The sequence below is a fragment of the Psychrobacillus sp. Z3-81 genome, assembly GCF_056620325.1.
In genome coordinates, this window is the sequence record NZ_JBWQPU010000016.1 from 49,275 (window position 1) to 69,179 (window position 19,905).

17 protein-coding genes are annotated in these 19,905 nt (G+C 39.2%); 13 read left to right on the forward strand and 4 right to left on the reverse strand.

Going from position 1 to position 19,905, the window contains the following annotated elements:
- Position 1: 1 nt before the first annotated feature.
- Genes AC1ECF_RS15165 through AC1ECF_RS15175 form a run of 3 tightly spaced genes read left to right on the forward strand, consistent with a single transcriptional unit; the run spans position 2 to position 3,689 of the window.
- Positions 2-1,213, forward strand: coding sequence for a CaiB/BaiF CoA transferase family protein (locus AC1ECF_RS15165; protein WP_480390267.1), 1,212 nt, complete (start codon positions 2-4; stop codon positions 1,211-1,213).
- Entirely contained in the window at positions 1,194-2,006 is an 813-nt protein-coding gene (locus AC1ECF_RS15170; protein WP_480390268.1) for an enoyl-CoA hydratase/isomerase family protein, read from the forward strand. Before AC1ECF_RS15165 ends, AC1ECF_RS15170 begins: the two co-directional genes overlap by 20 nt.
- Before the next feature lie 15 nt (positions 2,007-2,021).
- Positions 2,022-3,689, forward strand: a complete 1,668-nt coding sequence (locus AC1ECF_RS15175) for a dihydroxy-acid dehydratase (protein ID WP_480390269.1) — start codon at positions 2,022-2,024, stop codon at positions 3,687-3,689.
- Here AC1ECF_RS15175 and AC1ECF_RS15180 read toward each other — a convergent pair whose 3' ends face one another.
- On the reverse strand, positions 3,690-4,379 hold the full coding sequence (locus AC1ECF_RS15180; protein ID WP_480390270.1) for a Crp/Fnr family transcriptional regulator: 690 nt from the start codon (positions 4,377-4,379) through the stop codon (positions 3,690-3,692). It lies immediately after the preceding gene.
- Positions 4,380-4,476: 97 nt separating this feature from the next.
- Here AC1ECF_RS15180 and AC1ECF_RS15185 point away from each other — a divergent pair, with 97 nt between their 5' ends.
- From AC1ECF_RS15185 to AC1ECF_RS15195, 3 genes are all read left to right on the forward strand, one after another.
- Positions 4,477-4,926: a tripartite tricarboxylate transporter TctB family protein gene (locus AC1ECF_RS15185; RefSeq protein ID WP_480390271.1), complete on the forward strand. Its 450-nt coding sequence runs from the start codon at positions 4,477-4,479 to the stop codon at positions 4,924-4,926.
- A 10-nt stretch (positions 4,927-4,936) separates the two neighbouring features.
- Positions 4,937-6,442, forward strand: a complete 1,506-nt coding sequence (locus AC1ECF_RS15190) for a tripartite tricarboxylate transporter permease (protein ID WP_480390272.1) — start codon at positions 4,937-4,939, stop codon at positions 6,440-6,442.
- A 722-nt stretch (positions 6,443-7,164) separates the two neighbouring features.
- Positions 7,165-7,638, forward strand: a complete 474-nt coding sequence (locus tag AC1ECF_RS15195; protein WP_480390273.1) for a metal-dependent hydrolase — start codon at positions 7,165-7,167, stop codon at positions 7,636-7,638.
- Positions 7,639-7,897: 259 nt separating this feature from the next.
- Here AC1ECF_RS15195 and AC1ECF_RS15200 read toward each other — a convergent pair whose 3' ends face one another.
- Both AC1ECF_RS15200 and AC1ECF_RS15205 read right to left on the reverse strand, forming a co-directional pair.
- Positions 7,898-10,246 (reverse strand): bifunctional 2',3'-cyclic-nucleotide 2'-phosphodiesterase/3'-nucleotidase, encoded by a 2,349-nt coding sequence (locus AC1ECF_RS15200; protein ID WP_480390274.1) that lies wholly within the window; start codon positions 10,244-10,246, stop codon positions 7,898-7,900.
- Between the two features lie 348 nt (positions 10,247-10,594).
- The gene (locus AC1ECF_RS15205) at positions 10,595-11,890 is read right to left on the reverse strand and encodes a S8 family peptidase (RefSeq protein ID WP_480390275.1); all 1,296 of its coding nucleotides are present in this window, start codon (positions 11,888-11,890) and stop codon (positions 10,595-10,597) included.
- 131 nt (positions 11,891-12,021) lie between these two features.
- On the opposite strand from AC1ECF_RS15205, the gene AC1ECF_RS15210 reads away from it, so the two are divergent.
- The 7 genes from AC1ECF_RS15210 to AC1ECF_RS15240 all read left to right on the forward strand — a co-directional run bounded on the left by AC1ECF_RS15210 (position 12,022) and on the right by AC1ECF_RS15240 (position 19,431).
- Positions 12,022-13,236, forward strand: coding sequence for a tetratricopeptide repeat protein (locus tag AC1ECF_RS15210; RefSeq protein WP_480390276.1), 1,215 nt, complete (start codon positions 12,022-12,024; stop codon positions 13,234-13,236).
- Positions 13,237-13,256: 20 nt separating this feature from the next.
- Positions 13,257-13,499 (forward strand): hypothetical protein, encoded by a 243-nt coding sequence (locus AC1ECF_RS15215; RefSeq protein WP_480390277.1) that lies wholly within the window; start codon positions 13,257-13,259, stop codon positions 13,497-13,499.
- Between the two features lie 144 nt (positions 13,500-13,643).
- On the forward strand, positions 13,644-14,582 hold the full coding sequence (locus tag AC1ECF_RS15220; protein ID WP_480390278.1) for a bile acid:sodium symporter family protein: 939 nt from the start codon (positions 13,644-13,646) through the stop codon (positions 14,580-14,582).
- A gap of 831 nt (positions 14,583-15,413) precedes the next feature.
- The gene (locus AC1ECF_RS15225) at positions 15,414-16,301 is read left to right on the forward strand and encodes a serine hydrolase (protein ID WP_480390279.1); all 888 of its coding nucleotides are present in this window, start codon (positions 15,414-15,416) and stop codon (positions 16,299-16,301) included.
- A 62-nt stretch (positions 16,302-16,363) separates the two neighbouring features.
- Positions 16,364-17,332, forward strand: a complete 969-nt coding sequence (locus tag AC1ECF_RS15230; RefSeq protein ID WP_480390280.1) for a dipeptidase — start codon at positions 16,364-16,366, stop codon at positions 17,330-17,332.
- Positions 17,333-17,411: 79 nt separating this feature from the next.
- The gene (locus AC1ECF_RS15235) at positions 17,412-18,149 is read left to right on the forward strand and encodes a gamma-glutamyl-gamma-aminobutyrate hydrolase family protein (protein WP_480390281.1); all 738 of its coding nucleotides are present in this window, start codon (positions 17,412-17,414) and stop codon (positions 18,147-18,149) included.
- 265 nt (positions 18,150-18,414) lie between these two features.
- Positions 18,415-19,431 carry a M23 family metallopeptidase gene (locus AC1ECF_RS15240; RefSeq protein ID WP_480390282.1) on the forward strand — a complete coding sequence of 339 codons (1,017 nt, stop codon included), beginning with the start codon at positions 18,415-18,417 and terminating at the stop codon, positions 19,429-19,431.
- 12 nt (positions 19,432-19,443) lie between these two features.
- Here the strand turns inward: AC1ECF_RS15240 and AC1ECF_RS15245 are convergent, their stop codons facing one another.
- Positions 19,444-19,776 carry a DUF5658 family protein gene (locus tag AC1ECF_RS15245; RefSeq protein ID WP_480390283.1) on the reverse strand — a complete coding sequence of 111 codons (333 nt, stop codon included), beginning with the start codon at positions 19,774-19,776 and terminating at the stop codon, positions 19,444-19,446.
- Positions 19,777-19,905: the final 129 nt, after the last annotated feature.

The following is a 19,905-nucleotide window of genomic DNA, read 5'->3' on the forward strand; positions in this document are numbered from 1 at the left end:
TTTGAATAAAGGAGTTTTTAGTGGATTACAAGTTTTAGAGTTTACTCATTGGCTTTCTGCTCCATATTGTGGAAATATACTTTCAGACTTAGGAGCTGATGTTATTAAGATAGAACCTACATCTGGTGACCAAGTAAGAAAGACAGGTTCTTATTTTGAAAAGGGAGAGAGTTATTTATATATAGCCTACAACCATGGGAAGAAAGGGTTGTCAATTGATTTAAAAAACGAATCTGGTTTAAAGGCGGTTAAGCAATTAATAAAAGAGTCAGATGTAATCATTGAAAACTATCGACCTGGAGTAATGGAAAAACTGGGGATAGGTTATGAGCAAGCAAGAGAGTTAAACCCTCGAATAATTTATTTAAGTATTTCAGCCTTTGGTGAAGAAGGTAAATATAAGCATCGACCAGGTATGGACCCAATTATCCAAGGAATGGGCGCAGTAATGAGCATGACTGCAAATGACGAAAATTCACCTCCCATTTTGCCTGGGGTCCCTATTGCCGACAATACAACAGCTTTTATTGGATTTGGGGCAATAGCGGCGGCATTGTATGAAAGAGAAAAAAGTGGAGAGGGACAAAAAATCGAGTTAAATCTCCTAGATATGATGGTTCTAAACTTGTCTACAAGATTCGGCCAATATATTGCCACTGGAGAGAATCCTGTTCCAATGGGAAATCAGCATTCCCAAGTCGTTCCGTATCAAGCTTTCCCTACAAAGGACGGGTGGATTATGGCTGGTGCTCAGGCAGATCATGCATGGGAGCCATTCTGTAACGCCATAGATAGACTTGATTTATTAAGACAAAAATTTGATACAAATCATAAAAGAGTTGTACACCGAGAGGCTTTAAGAGAGACACTTGATGAAACTTTTCTTCAAAAAACTACACAAGAATGGTGCGACATTTTTGAAGAGAAGAATATTCTACACGGACCTGTTTGGGGAATAAAAGAGCTTGTTAACTCTGACATCATAAAAGAACATAAAATAATTGAAGAAACGAATCATCCCTTGCTAGGTAAGGTACCGGTAATTAAGGTGCCAATTCATTTCTCACGTTCTGTTGTTAAGGTTCAGGCACACTCTAATCTATTGGGAGAGCATTCTATTGAAATTCTAGAAAGATTAGGCTTTAGTCAATCTCAAATAGATTTAATGGTAGAGGAAGGAGTTGTTCAATCCTATGACAGACTTACTGTTTAAGGTAGAAGATCATGTGGCGTATATTACTCTTAATCGACCTGATAAAATGAACGCTTTTAGTAAGGAAATGATAGATCTATGGATAGATGCTTTACAGGAAATAAGAGATAATTCCTCTATTTATTGTGGTGTTTTAACTGGGAATGGTCGCGCTTTTTGTGCTGGTGGTGATGTAAAGGCAATGATTAATAAAGAGGGCTTTTTAGCTCAATCATCCAATAGGCCAACCGATTTCAGGAGTACTCCCCTGGCAGTTAAAGATAGTCTATGGAGAAATATACAACGTATTCCGCTCCTTATGGAGGACATTGATAAACCAATGATTGCATTGATCAATGGGCATGCGATGGGAGCAGGTTTGGATATGGCGTTGATGTGTGATATTCGAATCGCTTCTACAGAAGCTAAAATGGGAGAAACCTATATTAATGCTGGTATCGTTCCAGGAGATGGCGGAGGATATTATCTTCCAAGAATCATAGGCATGGATCGAGCGTTAGAATTATTTTGGACTGGAAAGGTATTGAATGCTGAAGAAGCTTACCAATTAGGGTTAGTGACGCATCTAGTGCCACCAAGTGAAATAGAAGTGTACACAAAAGAGTTTTGTAGAAGCTTACAATCAAAATCACAGGAAGTAATTCAAATGACGAAACGAGTAGTGAAGGAATCACAGACGATGACCTTAAAGCAGTCCTTAGATTATGTTTCCTCACAGATGGCGATAAGTGTGTTTCATTCAGGGCATGAAGATGCGCTAAATCTCCTTAAGAGTAAATTTATAAAAAGTTAAGGGAGGATTAGCCATATGTATAACAATAAACTAACATCTTATGGTGACATTGGTTTTAGTAAATTTATACGCAAAGCGTTTAATAGGCATCTTGGGTTTTCGTTGGAGGATCAAAGTAAACCAATCATCGGTATTTGTAATACCTATAGTGAAATTAACCGATGTCATTCTCACTTAAAGCCAATAGTAGAGGCTATCAAAAAGGGCGTGCTCATGGCAGGCGGTATTCCTTTAGAATTTCCTATTATTTCATTAGGAGAGATTAATACGTTTCCAACGACCATGCTGTATAGAAATCTAGCTGCAATGGATACAGAAGAAATGATACAAGCACAGCCAATTGATGGAGTGGTCTTAATTGGTGGCTGCGATAAAATGGCACCTGCTTTGTTAATGGGTGCTGCGAGTGCAAATATCCCATCGATTTTAGTCACTGGTGGTCCTATGAATAATGGTGAGTATAAGGGAAGAACTCTAGGGGCTTGCTCGGATTGTCGTTTCTTTTGGCAAGAGTATCGTGCAAGTAAAATTGACGAAGAGGAGCTTGGGAAAATAAATGCTCAATTAGCTCCGACAGCTGGCCATTGTATGGTGATGGGAAGTGCCAGCTCCATTGCTGTATGTGCTGAAACGATGGGTATCATGCTTCCTGGAGGAGCTTCCATTCCAGCTTCACATAATGAGCGTCTAAGTCATAGTCTGGAATCTGGAAAGAGAATAGTTAAGCTTGTGGAAGAAGGAAGGAAAGTTAGTGATATTATTTCTGAAAAATCTCTCCGAAATGCGATTACAGCATTAATGGCTATTGGTGGCTCCACAAACACAATAATTCACCTTATTGCAATTTCTAGAAGACTTGGGTTTTCTATCTCTTTAGACGATTTTGATGAAATCAGTAAAAATACTCCGCTACTTGCAAATATCAGGCCAGCGGGTACATATCAAATGGAGGATTTTCATAAGGCAGGTGGAGTTCCGGTCCTGTTAAAGGAACTAAAGGATTATTTGTTTTTAGACGAGCAAACTGTGACAGGAAAAACATTACGAGAAAATTTAATCGATGTAAATAAATACGAAGTATACAAGGATATTATTCGAAACAAAGAGGATGCCTTGTCAAAAAGCGGAGGATTAGCAGTCTTAAGGGGCAACTTGGCACCAAGAGGGGCTATTATAAAACATTCAAGTGCATCTATTACTGAGCATCTCGGAAGGGCACTGGTTTTTCAAAATGTAGAAGATATGGATAAGCGGATAGATGATTCTAATCTAGAAGTAGATAAGGATACTGTATTAATTTTGAAAAACATCGGACCTGTAGGTGGACCTGGGATGCCAGAAGCAGGATATATTCCAATCCCTAAAAAATTATTAGAGCAGGGTGTTAAGGACATGGTAAGGATATCTGATGGAAGAATGAGTGGAACAGCTTTTGGAACGGTAATTTTACATGTTACTCCCGAGGCTGCCATAGGAGGACCATTAGATTTAGTAAGAGACGGGGACATGATTGAATTTAATTTACATAATCGTATACTGCATCTACATGTCTCAGAAGATGAACTGGAATTAAGAAAACAAGCCACTCCTAAGCTGAAGAATATTATTTCTAGGGGCTATACAAAGATGTATGTAGAGAATGTTCTTCAGGCTGATGAGGGCTGTGATTTTAAATTTTTATAGCTAAATGTTTTTCGTTTTTGTGATTTCAATAAGTGCCGGCATATCTAAGATTATGTAATGTTGCTGCTGTTTTTGGATTATTCCTAGCTCAATCAGCTTTTTTAAGTGATTAGATACAGTAACTAAAGTGGTTCCAATAATCTCAGAGAATTCTCTTTGTGTTATTTTGAAATCAATAAATATCGAGCCGTCAGGCAAAGGTTTACCGTATGTATCGCTGACTTCTATCAGGACTTTTGCAAGTCTATGAAATGAATGATGAAAGGACAGGTCAAGCACATGAGCTGTGAGCATTCTGATTCGCATGCTCATGATTTTTAAAATTTGTTGAGTGAGTACGTCATTTTTTAATACTTTTTGGATAAATTGATCACGATCAAACTTGAAGAGATTACTTTTAGAAATTACCGTAGCATTGAACATATACTGTGCATCATTAAACAAGGAAGAGGTCCCGACGATACTGTTATTTCCCAGATAACCAACAGTTTTTTCATTGCCATCCTTATTGGTAATAGATAACTTTACTTTTCCTTGCTTAATAAGATACACAGTTTGCATAGTATCACCTTCTAGAAAGAGAATTTCACCTTTCTTGTATTGTGTCATAATTCCTTCTAGTTCGAGGCTATCCCAATTATATGGTGTATTTTCCAACCAAAAAGATGGTAATAAGAGAGTATTTCTCATAATAATAGCTCCTTCTATAATTATCTTTTTAGAATGAATGTTAACATATTTCTGAATAATATTAAATGGAATTATGTAAGGAAGGGGAAGTGATGAATTGAAAAACTTGGGTGTATGGATAGGAATTATTATTTTCCTGTTTTCAGCTTTAATTTTCTGGCAATCAACAACTTATAAGATATATAGCGATATAGGCCCAGGACCAGGATTATTTCCAATGATATTAAGTGGATTGCTTGCAATACTTGCTATATCTTACATTGTGAGTTCTCTCACTAAAAATAAAATTTACTTTAAGGATGCTTTTCCTACTGGAAAAAGAATGTGGCAGGTTGGCAGAATTTTAATAGCAGTTGTGTTATTTATTTTACTTTCTCCATATATCGGCTTTACAGTAACGGGTATTTTGGTGCTCTGTTTATTATTTTTAGGAGAAATGAAATGGTATTCAGCAGTAGGAATTTCAATAGTTACTACATTAGCAGTATTTTTAACCTTTAAAACATTATTAGGCGTTCCGCTGCCTGTGAATGTATTCGGATGGTAGGGGGGAAAACATGGGTACAATTGAATATTTAATTTCAGGATTTGCGACTGCAGCTACAGGATGGAACTTATTCTACTGTTTAATAGGTGTGACAGTGGGAATGTTAGTTGGGGTACTGCCTGGCTTAGGTCCAAGTGCAGGTACCGCTATATTGATTCCATTAACTTTTGGGATGGAGCCAATTTCGGCTATCGTTATGCTAGCGGGTATCTATTACGGAGCTATGTATGGAGGGACAATTACCTCTGTTTTAATTAATACACCAGGAGAAGCAGCCTCAGTCGTCACTGCGTTTGATGGCTATCCAATGGCTAAGCAGGGACGAGCAGGTGCAGCATTAGGTACTGCTGCAATAGGATCCTTTGTAGGTGGAATTGTGGCGGTAATAGGGCTAGTGTTGGTTGGACCAATTTTAGCGAACTTTGCTTTGAAGTTTGGTCCGCCAGAATATTTTGCTTTAATGCTATTTGGAATGACGATGGTAATTGGTCTCATGGGGAAATCCTTGTTAAGAGGAGCAATTGCAGCGGTTATTGGACTTACACTGGCTACTATTGGGATGGATCCGATTACTGGGATGGTACGATTTTCATTTGGTCAAATAAATTTAATGGAGGGTTTTGACTTTGTAACAATAGCGATGGGGTTATTTGGATTATCGGAAATACTTTTAAGTGCAGAGCAGCGCTTGAAGGCAGAAAAGCCTCCCAAGTTACAAGGATTATTTCCTAAGAGAGAAGAGTGGAAGCCTACGATGCTTGCAATAACGAGAGGGACAGGTATCGGCTTTGGAATTGGACTGATTCCTGGTACAAATGCTGTAATTCCTCCATTAATCTCTTACGCGGTGGAGAAAAGATTTGCAAAGGATCCTTCTCGTTTTGGGAAGGGTGCAATTGAGGGAGTAGCGGGACCTGAAACGGCAAACAACGCTTATTCTGGAGCAGCTCTAATTCCTTTATTTACATTAGGTATTCCTAGCTCCCCAACTATAGCGATTCTCCTTGGGGCATTTATTATGCATGGTCTGACACCAGGACCGACTCTATTTAGTGAAAGTCCAGACTTTGTATGGGCAGTAATAGCTAGTATGTTTATTGGTAACCTTCTACTACTTATTATGAATCTACCTTTAGCGGGTCTGTGGGCAAATATTACAAGAATTCCTTTTAAATTATTGTTCCCAATCATCTTACTGATTTTAATTACTGGAACATACACGTTGCGAAATAGCTTGTTCGATGTTGGGGTGATGCTGGTATTCGGGATAATAGGATATCTATTTAAAAAAACAGATATTCCTCTAGCTCCTCTTGTATTAACATTCGTACTGGGGCAGCTAATGGAAGATGCACTGATGCAATCGTTAACGATTGTTCAAGGAGACTTCCTTTCATTATTAGCTCGTCCTATAACAGGCACGCTTCTAACTCTAGCTGTAGTTGTGCTGGTTTTAAGTATAATTGCAGAAGTGAAAAAGAAAAAAGATATGTTTGCAGATGATGTGGAAATGTAAAAAGGATGAATCAAAACAATTGGTGAGCACTTATGATTTTATAAATCATAAGTGCTTTCCTGCATTTTCATAGCAGGTTCTCTGCTATAGTTAAATATCTTTTAAGCTTCCTTAGTTGTATAAAGAAGTACCGACATATAATTATTTGTAATAAAATCAAACGAGATAGTATGGACTATTTTATTTTTTAGAAAAATGTACTTACTTCAAAAAAATCGTAGTGGGTTATCCACTAGGGCACTTTCGCGGTACGATGTTAAAATCAGCTGGATATGGTCAATAAAAGCTATCATACAATGTATCATTGAGCTTTCAATAATGTTCCCCGAACCCTTTATATGTAACTTCAAAATAATAAATTTATATAAAGCCTATAATAAGTCTCAGTTAAATTTAAACCTATTTTCTTGAAAAGTGGTAGGATGACATATAAGAAAAAGTTGATTGAAGTGTCGGCTGGCGACTCCTAGGGGATAAGCGCGTGCGGAAAATCCAATTGTTTCGGAAGCATCCGAAACAATTTAGTTGGAGCCGCGCCCCCAGGAAAGCGTCCAGCCAAAACGGAAATCAACCCCAAGTTATGGTGAAGAACCTCTAATTTACCTACATCCACATTATAGAAGTTTATGGTAACTAAAAGTCTATTCTAGAAACATGTATAATAACCTATTCATTCCAGACCGTTGATAAGGTAAAGTTTCTAGAGGAAAGAGGAGATAGAAATGACTGGAAATACGCATGTTATTGGTGGGCTAGTAGCTGGGCTTGCGACTGCGCAGTTCACGAGTTTGGAGCCGGTTTTGTTGATGGGTGCGGGAGTGTTAGGTGCATTGATACCAGATATATGTCATGGGGGAAGCTGGATTGGTAAAAGACTACCCATTTTGTCCAAAATAGTTCAAGTGATCTTTGGGCATCGTTCTTTGACACATAGTCTGTTGTTTCTAATGATTATAGGGGCATTGCTGCAAGCATTTGTTTCACATGAGGCGATTATCTACGGTTTGATAGCTGGCATGGCAAGCCACTTGCTTTTGGATATGGGTACGAAGAATGGAATTAAGTTGTTTTTTCCAATCAGTATCAGAGTTAGATTGCCGTTGACAATTAGGACAGGGAGTAAGGGAGAGGATATTGTATTTGCAGCTCTTTCTTTACTGACAGTCTATTGCGGATATGAGGTATTCATCATATAAAAGAGAGGAGGAGGGCATGAGCCCTTCTCCTCTTTTATATTATCTAGCCAGGTCAAATGTAGTCCGACTGCGGTGGCTGAGTGCCTCCTCGTCGTCCTACATTTGTTTGTCGGGGCAGTACAGGCGCTTACGCTTTTCTTGGGTGTCCAGCTTCAGCGCCTTGCCCCTCGAGGTCAAATGTAGCCCGACTGCGGTGGCCGAGTACCTCCTCGTCGTCCTCCATTTGCTTGTCGGGGCAGGATAGGCACTTACGCTTTTCTTATGGTGTGAATGAATATTTTGCGAAGCTGTTTTCTGTTGGTGCTAGATATTTAATGCCGCTGCCTGTACCGACAAAGTCTTTTGCTTTTGCAGATGTTTCAAAAATTAGGTTGGCATCTGTTTTTGTGAACTTCCAGTTACCATCAGCAGACGGATCAATTTTTCCAACCTCGATCATGTAGTCGATGATTGCTTGACGGTTTTCGTAAGCGTAATCAATTGCTTCTGAAGCATTACGTACCCCAGGGAAGCTTCCGCTTGCACGGTAGTTGTTAGTTGCTACAAGGAATTTTTGTTGCGGGTCGATTGGCTTGCCGTTATATTGTAGGTTTACTACACGGCTTGCTTTTTCATTAATCGTCTTACCAGAGTAGTCATATTTAGCTGGTTGTGTAAGATTGTATTCATATGTGACCCCGTCAATTACATCAAAATTGTACGTACGGAATTCACTGTTGATAATATTTTGTTCTCCGGTTTTAGAAGGATCTACTTGGTTGAACTGTCCAGCAGACATTTCTAACCATTCTTTAATATCAGCACCTGTCATAACTAGTGCAAAAACAGTATTATCGTATACATACAAATCTGCTACGTTTTTAATTGCAATCTCCCCAGCTGGGATTTCGGTGTAGTAATCTGCACCATTACGTCCGCCAGCCTTAAATGGAGCGCCTGCAGAAAGTACAGGTAGGTCGGCAAATTCTGTACCCTTAACCTTGTTTTCTACATACCATTTTTGAGCATTTGTTACGATTTGAATAGAAGGGTCATCTTGTACTAATGCAAAGTAGCTATTAATAGGAGCAGTTGTTTCTCCAACAGCCTCTCGTACATACTTAATTGTGCCTTCGTGTGCTTCTTTTACTGCATCTACGACTTTTTGATTTACTACATCCGTTGTAGAATCAATTTCACGAACAGCTCCAGTACCTTTTGTTACCTTCCAAGATTGTCCTGCTTTTACTAACGTTAAGTCGATAACGCCTAAGTGGCTGCCGAATTTCCCTGGCATCACAATTGGAGTTCCGTTAATTGTACCTTGTTCTTGATTAACATGCTGTAACTCTCCGTATTCACCTGGGAATACACCATGGTTATGTCCAGTAATTACAGCGTCTACGTTTTTAAGCTTGGTAATCTGGTAAGCTACATCATCCTCTAGTTTGGTATGCTCTTCGTCACCCATACCAGAGTGAGCAAGCACAACGATTACATCTGCACCCTTTGCTTTTACTTCTGGTACAAATTTTTCAACAGTATCCGCAGCATCCTCAACATTCACTTTACCATCAAGATGTGCTTTGTCCCAACGAACGATTCCAGGGGCAACTACACCGATTAATCCTACTTTGATTGTTTGCTTTTTACCTTTATTGTCTACGACTTCTTTGTTCAAAATAGTGTATGGAGTATAACGGTTTTCTTTTGTTTTTGCATCATAGACATTAGCATTTAGCATAGGAATTGGAGAAGAGTCGATTACTTTGTCTAGGTAATCTAAGCCATAGTTGAACTCGTGGTTACCTAATGTAGTAGCGTCAAAGTTTACAGCAGCCAACGCAGCAAGTGCGGGGTGAACTTCTCCCTCTTTTATAGGTTCAACGTTTGCTTTATATCCACCAAGTGGCGTTCCTTGAATTAAATCTCCATTATCTACAAGGATTGTATTTGGGTTTTCTTTTCTTGCTTGCTCAATTAAAACTGCCGTTTTGGCAAGTCCTACAGAATTCGAAACCTTGTCTTGATAATAATCATAGTTTACAAAGTTTGTATGTAAATCAGAGGTTCCTAGAATTCTTAGGCTTACAGAGTTGTTTCCTTTTCCGATAGCATCTTTTAAGCGATCAAGTATTTTTTGTGCTTGCTTCTTAGTAACGATGCTTTGAGGTTTAGCCGTGCCATCCTCGTAGCCTAGTAGTAATCCAAGACCAACAGCCTTTGCGATTTCTGGAAGCTCACCAGCTTTAAATTTCTTTTTATCTTTAAAGCGATTTAGTAAGTCTGTAGAGAACGTATCTCCCGTTTTTGCTGCACGGGATGCGAAAATGAATGCGTGTTCACGTGTTAACGCTTTGTTTGGACTAAACGTTGTAGGAGTCGTCCCTTTTGTCAGGCCGTTATTTAGTGCAGCCTCTACATAAGGCGCTAGCTCTTTATTAACATCTTTAAATTTGATAGATTTCCCATCACCTAATTCTAAGTCAAGTGCTTCTACAAGAGCGGTAATATATTCACCACGTGTCGTTTGATCAGCTTTTGCTTCTGTTTGTAAAGCGAAAGAAAAGCTACTAAATGATAGGGCGAAAATAATAATCCAAGCTCCAAACTTTTTCCAAATGGACATCTACGTTTCATCTCCTTTTATCGTATGGTCGCTTAAAGCGTCCACTTAGAAGCATATCATGAGTATCACACATTTTGGATATTAGAATCATACTTTTTAGATAATTAAGAAAATAATACTAACTTTTATTAGGTAAATAAGACCGTATGAGATGATTATAGAAGAATTAAATTATTTTAGTATAACTTAATAGGTCTTAATTATTATGTAAAGATAGTTTAATAGAGGTTTTTAATAAAAAGAAAAGAGGCTGCCAGCTTAGCTGGTAACCTCTTTATCATAAAAGACTTGAATGACTGCCTTTATTTGCTTTTTGGGGAAACATGATCGTTTGCGTATTATTCGGTTTTATTGAACGCGTGCAAAGCCAAAGCCTGATGCATAGTCGTCGCCAGTTGCAGCGCCGTATCCACCTTTGATGTCTACTGCTTTCGCTCTATTTTGTAAGTTTGTGCGTAGTTGAGTGTGAGACCAAGATGGATTTTGAGCCCAAACTTTTGCTGCTAATCCAGCAACATGAGGAGTAGCCATGGAAGTTCCGCTGATTGTGTTATATCCTCCGTTGTACCAAGTGGAGTAAACAGATGAACCTGGAGAGGAGATTTCAATATCTCCTTGTTGAATCGAGTAGTCTCCATCTGTAGAAGCATATCCACGAGAAGAATAGTCAGCTACACGGTAAGTACCGTTTTGTTGAACGTTTTCTAATGCTGCCACGGCAATCGCATTCACTAGTGCACCAGGGTAACCAATTGTCCTTTGAGAGTAGCCAGAGTTACCAGCTGCAGCAACCACTAGCACACCTTTGTTATATGCATAGTTTACTGCGTTAGAGATTAAGCTGTTATTCGCAGAAGATCCAAGGGACATGTTAATAACTGTTTTTGTGCCTGTAGAGGATGCTTGGTCTGCTGCGTGTCTAATTGCAGCTGCGATGTCATCTGAATAACCAGAACCGCTATCTGTTAATACTTTATAAGCCCAAAGGTCAGCGCTTGGTGCAACCCCATAAACTCCACCTTTGTCACTACCACCGTCAGCAAGTGCTGTACCCGCAACGTGAGTCCCATGTCCATTGCGATCTGTACAGCTGTTGTTGATAACTGTTGAAGAACCAGTGAAGTCTTTACATTGTTCTACACGATTTACTAAATCAGGATGAGAGGTGTTTACTCCTGTATCCAAGACTGCGATGTTAATACCGCTTCCTCCAGATGTAGAGGTTAAATTATTGTTATTATAAATAGCTTTAATACCCCAAGGCACCTGCTGAGAAGCTCTTGCTGCAACTTGGTTGTCCGGAGCGCTTTGTTCAACGGTTTCCTTATTATCAAGTCCAATTGCGTCTACAGTCACCACTGGAACCTTTGTAACAGTTATGTTTTTGTTTTTTTGTAATGCCTCGAATTGCTTTTCATTCATATCGGTTGAAAAACCATTTTCTGATAGCTCCCAGCGCACACTATATTGATTTGTTAATGAGGCCTTTGCTGCTTTGTTATTCGCTTCTACATAGACACGAAACTTTTCACTAGAGTTTCTGTCTGCGGAGTTGCTTTCACTAGCAAGTGAACCTGCTTGTACTGGTGCTGCCATAGATCCTGCGATTAATAAACTGAGTACTGCCATTTTTACTTTTTTCATTCATCCTAACTCCTTTTCGATTTGAATTTGTAGTACACTTTAAAACTATCACACCACTATATTTTTGTTTATTGGGAAAATTTCGATTACTATATATATCAATATAGTTATTAATGTAGGAGGAAGAAGCAATGAAAATAGGCTCGTTGATCAAGTATCACCGCACAAAACAAGGTATGACACAAAATACCTTGGCAATGGGAATATGTTCGATTCCTCATTTGAGTAAGATAGAAAACAATAGTAAAGAAGCAAATACTGAGACTATACGCTTGTTACTAGAGCGTTTGAAGATTAATCTACAAGACGTTAAAAAGAGTGAGCAAAACATCCAGTACTTATTAAACCGACTGCTAGAGCATATGAATTTCCAAGAGGAGGTGAAAGCGAAGGAGACATTAGAGGAGTTAAAGGACTTCGAAGAGATGATTGTCTTCACGGAATATATTTATCTATACGAGCTTTATAGACTACGTTTCTATGTTTTTACTAAGGAAAAGGGCTTAGCTGAAAATCAATATAGATGGCTGAACGCCCATAAGCAGAATTTTTCCCAACATGAGAATTTCATGTTTTTCTATTTCGGTGCTTTAGTTTTACTTCTAAGGGGTAAATACGAGGAGGCTGATAGAGAGCTCTCCAAAATACTCCTAGAAAATAAAGAGTTAGGAATGTTTGAAGGGGAAATTTATTATCACATTGCTGTAGTAAAGGGGAGATTGGAAGAATCGAGTCAAGCAATTATCTATGGAAGGAAGGCCCTGCAATTTTATAAGGATCAGTTTAATTTTAAGCGTATTCTTCATACGCTAATGTCTTTAGCCCTCAATTACTCTCGCGGTAAGGTTTATCATGAAGCCATAGAAACCTATGAGCATTTACTACGAAATGTGGAGCTGCTCCAACAGCATCATCTGTTGCCTCATATCTATCATAACATCGGAGATCTCTATCAAAATAAGGGAGACTATGAAATAGCTTTGCATTACTTTGAGAAGAGTACTGCTCTAATGCCAAAGGAGACAGAACATTATTTGCTTTGCTTATATAATCTAGCAATCACGCAGCTACGCTTGGAACAGAAGGAGGAAAGTAAGTTAACCTTTTTACAGCTAAAGTTGGAGGCTAAAGAGAAACAGAAGCTTCCATATCGTTTGTTTTCTATCTTTTACTTATATTTGCTAGAGGATGACAAACCTAAGGCTATGAAGTTTCTAGAAGGAAGACTACTTCCTTATACAGCAAGAAATGAGGAGTTAAAGGAAGTTCATCAGCAGTTCTCACAGCTGTTAGGAGAATATTATAGGCAAGAAGGCAAATTTGAAAAGGCAGTACAATTTATTTAATTTCAAAAGGAGTGTTAGAGATGAAAAAAAACAAAATGATTACAGGGATTATTACGGTTAGTGCAGTAGCGTTATTTGCATTTGGTACTGGGGTGAGTGTAGCTGACACCAAAGAGCAAATTCCAATCCATCCACCAGTGGGATTCGATGAACAGCAAATTCCGATTCATCCACCGATAGGGTTTAATGAACAACAGATTCCGATTCACCCACCAGTTGGATCTGAAACACAGCAAATTCCGATTCATCCCCCAGTTGGGTGATGCTGATAGAAGTAGAAAGCTGTCCTAGCATTTAGAGGACAGTTTTTTTGTGCTTATGAGCCACGGTGATGAAATGGAATGCACTTTTTTACTTGATGTCTATATAATATAGGTTAGATATCAATAAAAAGGGGTCCAGCAAATATGTTATGGAAGATAAATAGACTTTTAGAAAAGATCGCCCCTTACTTGATTCCCGTAAGTGTTTTAATCGGTGTTCTTGTATCTGAGCATATTGTTGCATATGCTTGGCTGATTCCATGGATTTTTGCGTTCATGACGTTTGCAGGAAGTCTAAATTCAAGCTTTGCTTCCTTTCGAGATGTAGTACTACATCCACTTCCCATATTTCTAGCCATGCTTGTACTGCATATTGTGATGCCGCTTTTTGCATTAGGGATGGGGCATATTTTTTATTCAGATGATACATATACCATCACAGGCTTAGTTCTAGCTATGGCTATTCCAACAGGTATTACAAGCTTTGTTTGGGTGGCGATGTGCAAAGGGAATAATGCGCTTGCGCTAACGGTCATTTTATTAGATTCTCTTTTATCTCCACTACTTGTCCCATTAACCTTGTCGATTTTGGTTGGCGGGAATGTTCAAATTGACTCTTCTAGTATGATGGTTGGGCTATTTTGGATGATTGTAGTTCCGTCTATAGCTGGAATGACATTGAACCAAGCGACGAAAGGGAAAGTGGTTGCGATTTTAAGTGCAAGGCTTGCTCCTTTTTCGAAGGCGGGTCTTTCTTTAGTGGTAATGCTGAATGGGGCAGTGGTTGCTCCCTATCTAGTGGAGGCTAAGCTGACGTTAGTTGGCCTTGGTTTGCTTGTTCTGTTTATTGCTGTGTGTGGTTATTTTGTTTCGTATTTAGTTGGAAGGCTGTTGAAACAAAGTGATGAGAATATCACGACGCTTACTTTTTTAGGTGGAATGCGGAATATAAGTGCGGGAGTGGTGCTTGCCACCTCTTATTTCCCTCCGCTTGTTGCGTTACCTGTAGTGCTTGGTATGCTCTTTCAACAGGTGATCGCGTCCTTCTTTGGTCGGTTTTTTAACAAGAGAGGGAGAGTATGAGAAAACAGATGAGAACCCTTATGGTTTTATTCATAAGGGTTTTTTGACGCTTTCTTCCGGGTGCTAACAGGATAGTGGTCAATTTTGGACCCTTGGTTCTCCGCATCGTCGGACGCTTTCCCGGAGGACAACAGGAAGTTGGTCAGGAAAACGTTGTCACAGGATGTGACGATCTTAGTTTTCCAACCCCCTTAGCCAGCACCCATCGCTAACGCGCGTGGTTGCGCTGTCTTACCTATCACCTTGCTCCCACAGGAGTCGCCGACGCTGCTCCGAACCACAAGTTTATACTCCTAAAAATAGATTATGATTAATTTATTTCACAAAGGTTATAACCTATTAATTGGAGATTTTCCGCTCACCGCTTTGTTGGACCCTTTAAGTGGAGTTCAACAGGAAGTTGGTCAGGAAAACGTTGTCATAGGATGTGATGTTTTTAGTTTTCCCTCCTTAAAAAGAAGCCATAGCTAAACACACTAACACGTGCTGTTGCTATGTCTCAACTCACTTAATCCAAGCCCCCAAAGCTTGCGCGTGTAGTTGTGCTGTCGTACCTACCACGCTGTGCTAATCATCCTATCTGATTGAAATAATCCTCAGGATAAAAATCCTGTCTTTCCATCTTCGCCCTTAATCATTTGGAATTTGCTCTGCAAGGGGCATTGATTTCTTTTTTTTAATAGATTTCTGCGCAATAAATTTTTCTCCTCATATTCTTACTTTCTTCGGCGTAAAAATAGTAGAAAGTAACGATTTTCCTTTTTCTTTAAATTTTATATCATAAAATAAACTAAATATTTTTAAAATTTTATTATCTAGAGGGGTTATGCGATGGGATTACAGGAAGCTGTGGAAGCTTATGTAGAAGGAAAGAGTGCAACATTTGGCGTTTATATAAAGCACTTGGAGTCGGGAGAGGAGGTAGGTATCCATGCTGACCGCCTGTTTCAGATGGCAAGTGTATTTAAAATCCCTATACTAGCAGCTCTTTTTGAGAAGGTATATAAAGGGGAGATAGATTTATACGAAAGAGTAATCCTTGATCAGCAGGATTATGTGCCAGGTTCCGGTGTATTTCAAGAGTTTACCTATGGTGCTCAGCCCACTATCAAGGATTTAGCGACTCTTATGATTATTGTCAGTGATAATCTGGCCACGGATAAAATTTTGCAGATAGTTGGTGGACCGCAGTACGTAGAACAAAGGATGAAAGCACTTGGTTTTGAGGATATCCATCTAAGTCACACCTGTTGGGAGTTATTGAGCTTAAGTGCTGGGATAGAATCTTCAACCTATAGTGAGGAACTGTTTCACCGGATTATTACTCGTTTGATAGATGGGAAATATGATTTGGATAGCATTGTTTTTCAAGAAAGAAAGGATAGTAATACGAGTACTGCTAGAGGGATGACGAAGCTTTTGGAAGCTATTGCAAAAGGTGAGTTTGTGTCTCAAGAATGCTCACAGGACATGCTAGAAATTTTATTCAAACAGCATTACCAGCAACGAATTCCAGGAAAGCTGCCACGGGATAGAAAGGTAGCGAATAAGACTGGCAGCTTAGGCACGGTGTTTAATGATGCGGGTATCGTATATTTGCCGAATGGGACAAAATATGTGATTACTGTTTATTCCATCGGGGACAATTTAGACTACCAAGGGGACGAGCCTATTGCTGCTATCTCTTTACTAGCCTATCAACATTTTGAGAAAAAATAGAACTTTCAATCAGATGATACTATAATGAGGATAGCTAGTGTTACGAAAAGAGGGAGATTGGAATGTATATCATTGATACGCATTGTGATGCTTTACTAAAGCTTCAAATGGCGAAAAACGGTAGGAAATATGGAAGAGAACTACTTAATTTTGCTACCTCGGATGAGTTAGAAACAAATCTACACAGGCTACAAGCAGGAGAAGTGAAGGCACAGTTTTTTGCGATTTTTATTTATCCCAACATACCGGTGGAGCAGAAGTGGGCTGCTGCACTGGAACAGATTGATCTATTTTACACAGAAATTTTGGGTAAAAATCCACAAATGAAGCATATAAAGAAATGGGAGGACCTGACGAAACTAAGAGCAGATGAAATAGGGGCTGTTCTTACTTTAGAAGGGGCCGATGCTTTTGGTAATGACCTTTCTAAGCTTCGCCATTTATATCGGTTAGGTGTTCTATCCATTGGGTTAACATGGAATAACGCTAATCTTTGTGCGGATGGAGCAGAAGAAAGTAGAGGGGCAGGCTTGACGGACCTTGGGAAAGAAGTCGTGAAGTTTAATAACGAGCACCGAGTGTTGACAGATGTATCCCATCTTTCTGAGAAGGGCTTTTGGGACGTCATGGAACTAGCGGATTATCCATTTGCTTCTCATTCGAATAGCTATACTCTCTGTCCGCATCCACGAAATTTGAAGGATGAGCAAATCAAAAGCTTGATAGAAAAAGAGGGACATATTCATGTAGTGTTTTATCCGCCTTTTATTACGGGCAATCAAACAAGTGACATGTCAGATCTAATTAAGCACATTGATCATATTTGTTCACTAGGAGGATTACGACATATTGGTCTAGGCTCTGATTTTGATGGAATAGACGTCTATACCAAGGGCTTGGAGCATGCCGGGGTATACCAGAATCTCATAAATGAGCTACTTAAATATTACTCAGAGGATGCAGTTAGAGGATTTGCATATCGTAATTTTATAGAATCAAAAATCATGAAAGTGGAAGTGTACACTTCTTAAATGTCGAGGTCTACTATCAACCATAAGGGAAACAATTAAGTGGAAACGGATCCTTTATAAAATGAAAAGGAGTTTTTAGATGAAGCCTATCATTGGTGTTTCTTCAAATTTAAAGGAGCAAATTCTGTCTGTTTCTACCGATAATATAGAGGCTATTACAAGGTTTGGAGGGATTCCAATTGTCCTTCCGAATATGGAAAGAGGGCTAACAGATTCCATTGCCAATCTAATTGACGGGTTACTTTTAACGGGTGGTGGCGATATAGATCCAACATTGTTTGGGGAAGAGCCGCATCAAGCATTAGGAAGTATAGTCCCTGAAAGAGATGAGTTCGAGATTGATCTTATTAAGAAAATGCTGGCTCAAAACAAGCCTATTTTAGGAATTTGTCGTGGGGCTCAAATACTCAGTATCGCTCTAGGTGGGGATATGTATCAGGATATTTATACACAATCGGAAGCAAGGATAATACAGCATGATCAAAAGGCTCCACGTACACATGCCTCTCATTTTGTACAGGTAAATAAGGACTCTGTGCTAAGAAACGTAGTAGGTGAGGAACGTTTCAAGGTAAATAGCTTCCACCATCAAGCTGTACGTAATATTCCAGACGGTTTTCGTGTGAGTGGCATGGCGAGCGATGGCATTATTGAGGCTTTTGAAAGTGAGTTCCATCCATTTGTCATGGGAATACAGTGGCATCCTGAATCATTACTTTTAAAGGATGACAGTCCTTCTATCTCTATTTTTAAAGGTTTTATCGCTGCATGTAAGGAAAAAATTTCGATGCAGATTCGGAAAGAAACAACGGTGTAAGCCATTTGAAAAAGGAACGACAAAAAAGCATTTGCGAGATTAGGATTTTCGTAGATGCTTTCTTTTTTCATTGACTGGTGCTTTTGCGGTCATGAGTGAACCTTTTATGGATTTATATGCTAGAGAATCTGATTAAAATCGGATTCTTTTTTTTGTTCACTTTTAGGTTGTACAAACTTCTTCTATTTATTAAATTTCTTTTTCCATTCATGAAAATGCGTGAATGGGCAAAAATAAAGAGAGATTTTTAAAGGGAGGTCAAAAGTTGAAAAGCCTACTATGGACATGCTTATTGGGATTCTTGCTTTTCTTTCCTTTTGCTTCCGTTGGCGTAGCAGCTGAGGGGCAATCCCGGGAAGAAATTCTAAACGCTCGTATGGATTACTATGTGAAATACTCGAGTGATACGCTGCCTTGGTATTATCTTGCGGCTATCGATCAATATGAACGAAATATTCAAGAGGTACGAAGTGATTTAACGAAAAGAGAAGGTGTACTAGCGATTCAGCTGACAGATGATTTTTGGGTTGGTCCTTTAAATCCTAGAGGGGACGATACAGACGTTCGGACTATTTCTTATTTTGAAGGGAATGGGATGGATGGAAATGGCGATGGTTTGGCGGATCGCTCCAGCGATGAGGATGTTTTATTCACCTTAACCCAATATCTAATCTTACGAGTGCATTCTGAAAAGGATTTTAAGAAAGCGTTAAAGGACTATTACCTTCAGGACGAAGCTGTGAAGCAAATTACTACAAATGCCAAGCTATATAAGCATTTTGAAACGCTGAATTTAGATAAGCGTGCTTTTCCTCTAGCGCTTCAATATAACTATAGCTATCGAAGTACTTGGGGAGATTCAAGGGGCTGGGGAGGCAGAAGAATCCATGAAGGAACGGACTTGTTTGCCTCGACGGGAGTACCAGTAAAATCTGCTACGTACGGAATAATTGAAACAATGGGCTGGAATGATTATGGTGGCTGGAGGATTGGCATTCGAGATGTAAATAATACGTATCATTATTATGCTCATCTATCCGGTTTCAAAAAAGGCTTAAAAGAAGGGGATATTCTAGAGCCGGGAGCGGTAATAGGCTATGTAGGGAGCTCCGGCTATGGGAAAAAGGGTACCTCAGGAAAGTTTGCTCCCCATCTTCATTACGGAATGTATAAGTTTAACGGACGGACAGAGTGGGCTTATGATCCTTTCCCTTCCTTAAAAAGGTGGGAAAGAGAAGATAAGACACGTCGTACGGTTGAGCCAAACCCGGCAACTCACTAGTTGCTGGGTATTTTAAATAAACAGGAGAGCAAACCAATAGATGTGCATGAGAAGTACGAATACGTAAAGGAAAATGGTTCCGGCAATCATTAATTGAATGAATGGATTTGGTTCAAATCTCGATAACAATTTCATTAAAACGAGTGGCAATAACATCTTGATCACAAAAAAGAGTCCTACGTTGAAATCATATAAGAATCTCATTAGTGGGTTTGCCTCTGTTATATGCCCACTCTGTAGTCCGACATGAGTAAATACTGCATCTAGCATGGCTAACAATAATAGTATGGAGACGGCACTGTGGGACAGTTTCTTACTGTTTTCAGTGCTAGCTAAACTATTCAATCTAGTCCCTCCTTTTTTGCCTAGTATGGATAGTTCGCTTGTTTATTAATCTTTTTTATCCCGCATTAAGGGACAGTAGGACTCCCACTTCAAGATGGCAAAAGAAAGGAGACAGCTAAGTGGGAGATC

Coding starts and splice junctions, on each gene's coding strand:
- AC1ECF_RS15200 (WP_480390274.1), bottom strand. CDS start 10,246: ATGTCCATTTGGAAAAAGTTTGGAGCTTGGATTATTATTTTCGCCCTA.
- AC1ECF_RS15230 (WP_480390280.1), top strand. CDS start 16,364: ATGTATATCATTGATACGCATTGTGATGCTTTACTAAAGCTTCAAATG.
- AC1ECF_RS15175 (WP_480390269.1), top strand. CDS start 2,022: ATGTATAACAATAAACTAACATCTTATGGTGACATTGGTTTTAGTAAA.
- AC1ECF_RS15210 (WP_480390276.1), top strand. CDS start 12,022: ATGAAAATAGGCTCGTTGATCAAGTATCACCGCACAAAACAAGGTATG.
- AC1ECF_RS15195 (WP_480390273.1), top strand. CDS start 7,165: ATGACTGGAAATACGCATGTTATTGGTGGGCTAGTAGCTGGGCTTGCG.
- AC1ECF_RS15180 (WP_480390270.1), bottom strand. CDS start 4,379: ATGAGAAATACTCTCTTATTACCATCTTTTTGGTTGGAAAATACACCA.
- AC1ECF_RS15190 (WP_480390272.1), top strand. CDS start 4,937: ATGGGTACAATTGAATATTTAATTTCAGGATTTGCGACTGCAGCTACA.
- AC1ECF_RS15220 (WP_480390278.1), top strand. CDS start 13,644: ATGTTATGGAAGATAAATAGACTTTTAGAAAAGATCGCCCCTTACTTG.
- AC1ECF_RS15235 (WP_480390281.1), top strand. CDS start 17,412: ATGAAGCCTATCATTGGTGTTTCTTCAAATTTAAAGGAGCAAATTCTG.
- AC1ECF_RS15170 (WP_480390268.1), top strand. CDS start 1,194: ATGACAGACTTACTGTTTAAGGTAGAAGATCATGTGGCGTATATTACT.
- AC1ECF_RS15225 (WP_480390279.1), top strand. CDS start 15,414: ATGGGATTACAGGAAGCTGTGGAAGCTTATGTAGAAGGAAAGAGTGCA.
- AC1ECF_RS15215 (WP_480390277.1), top strand. CDS start 13,257: ATGAAAAAAAACAAAATGATTACAGGGATTATTACGGTTAGTGCAGTA.
- AC1ECF_RS15205 (WP_480390275.1), bottom strand. CDS start 11,890: ATGAAAAAAGTAAAAATGGCAGTACTCAGTTTATTAATCGCAGGATCT.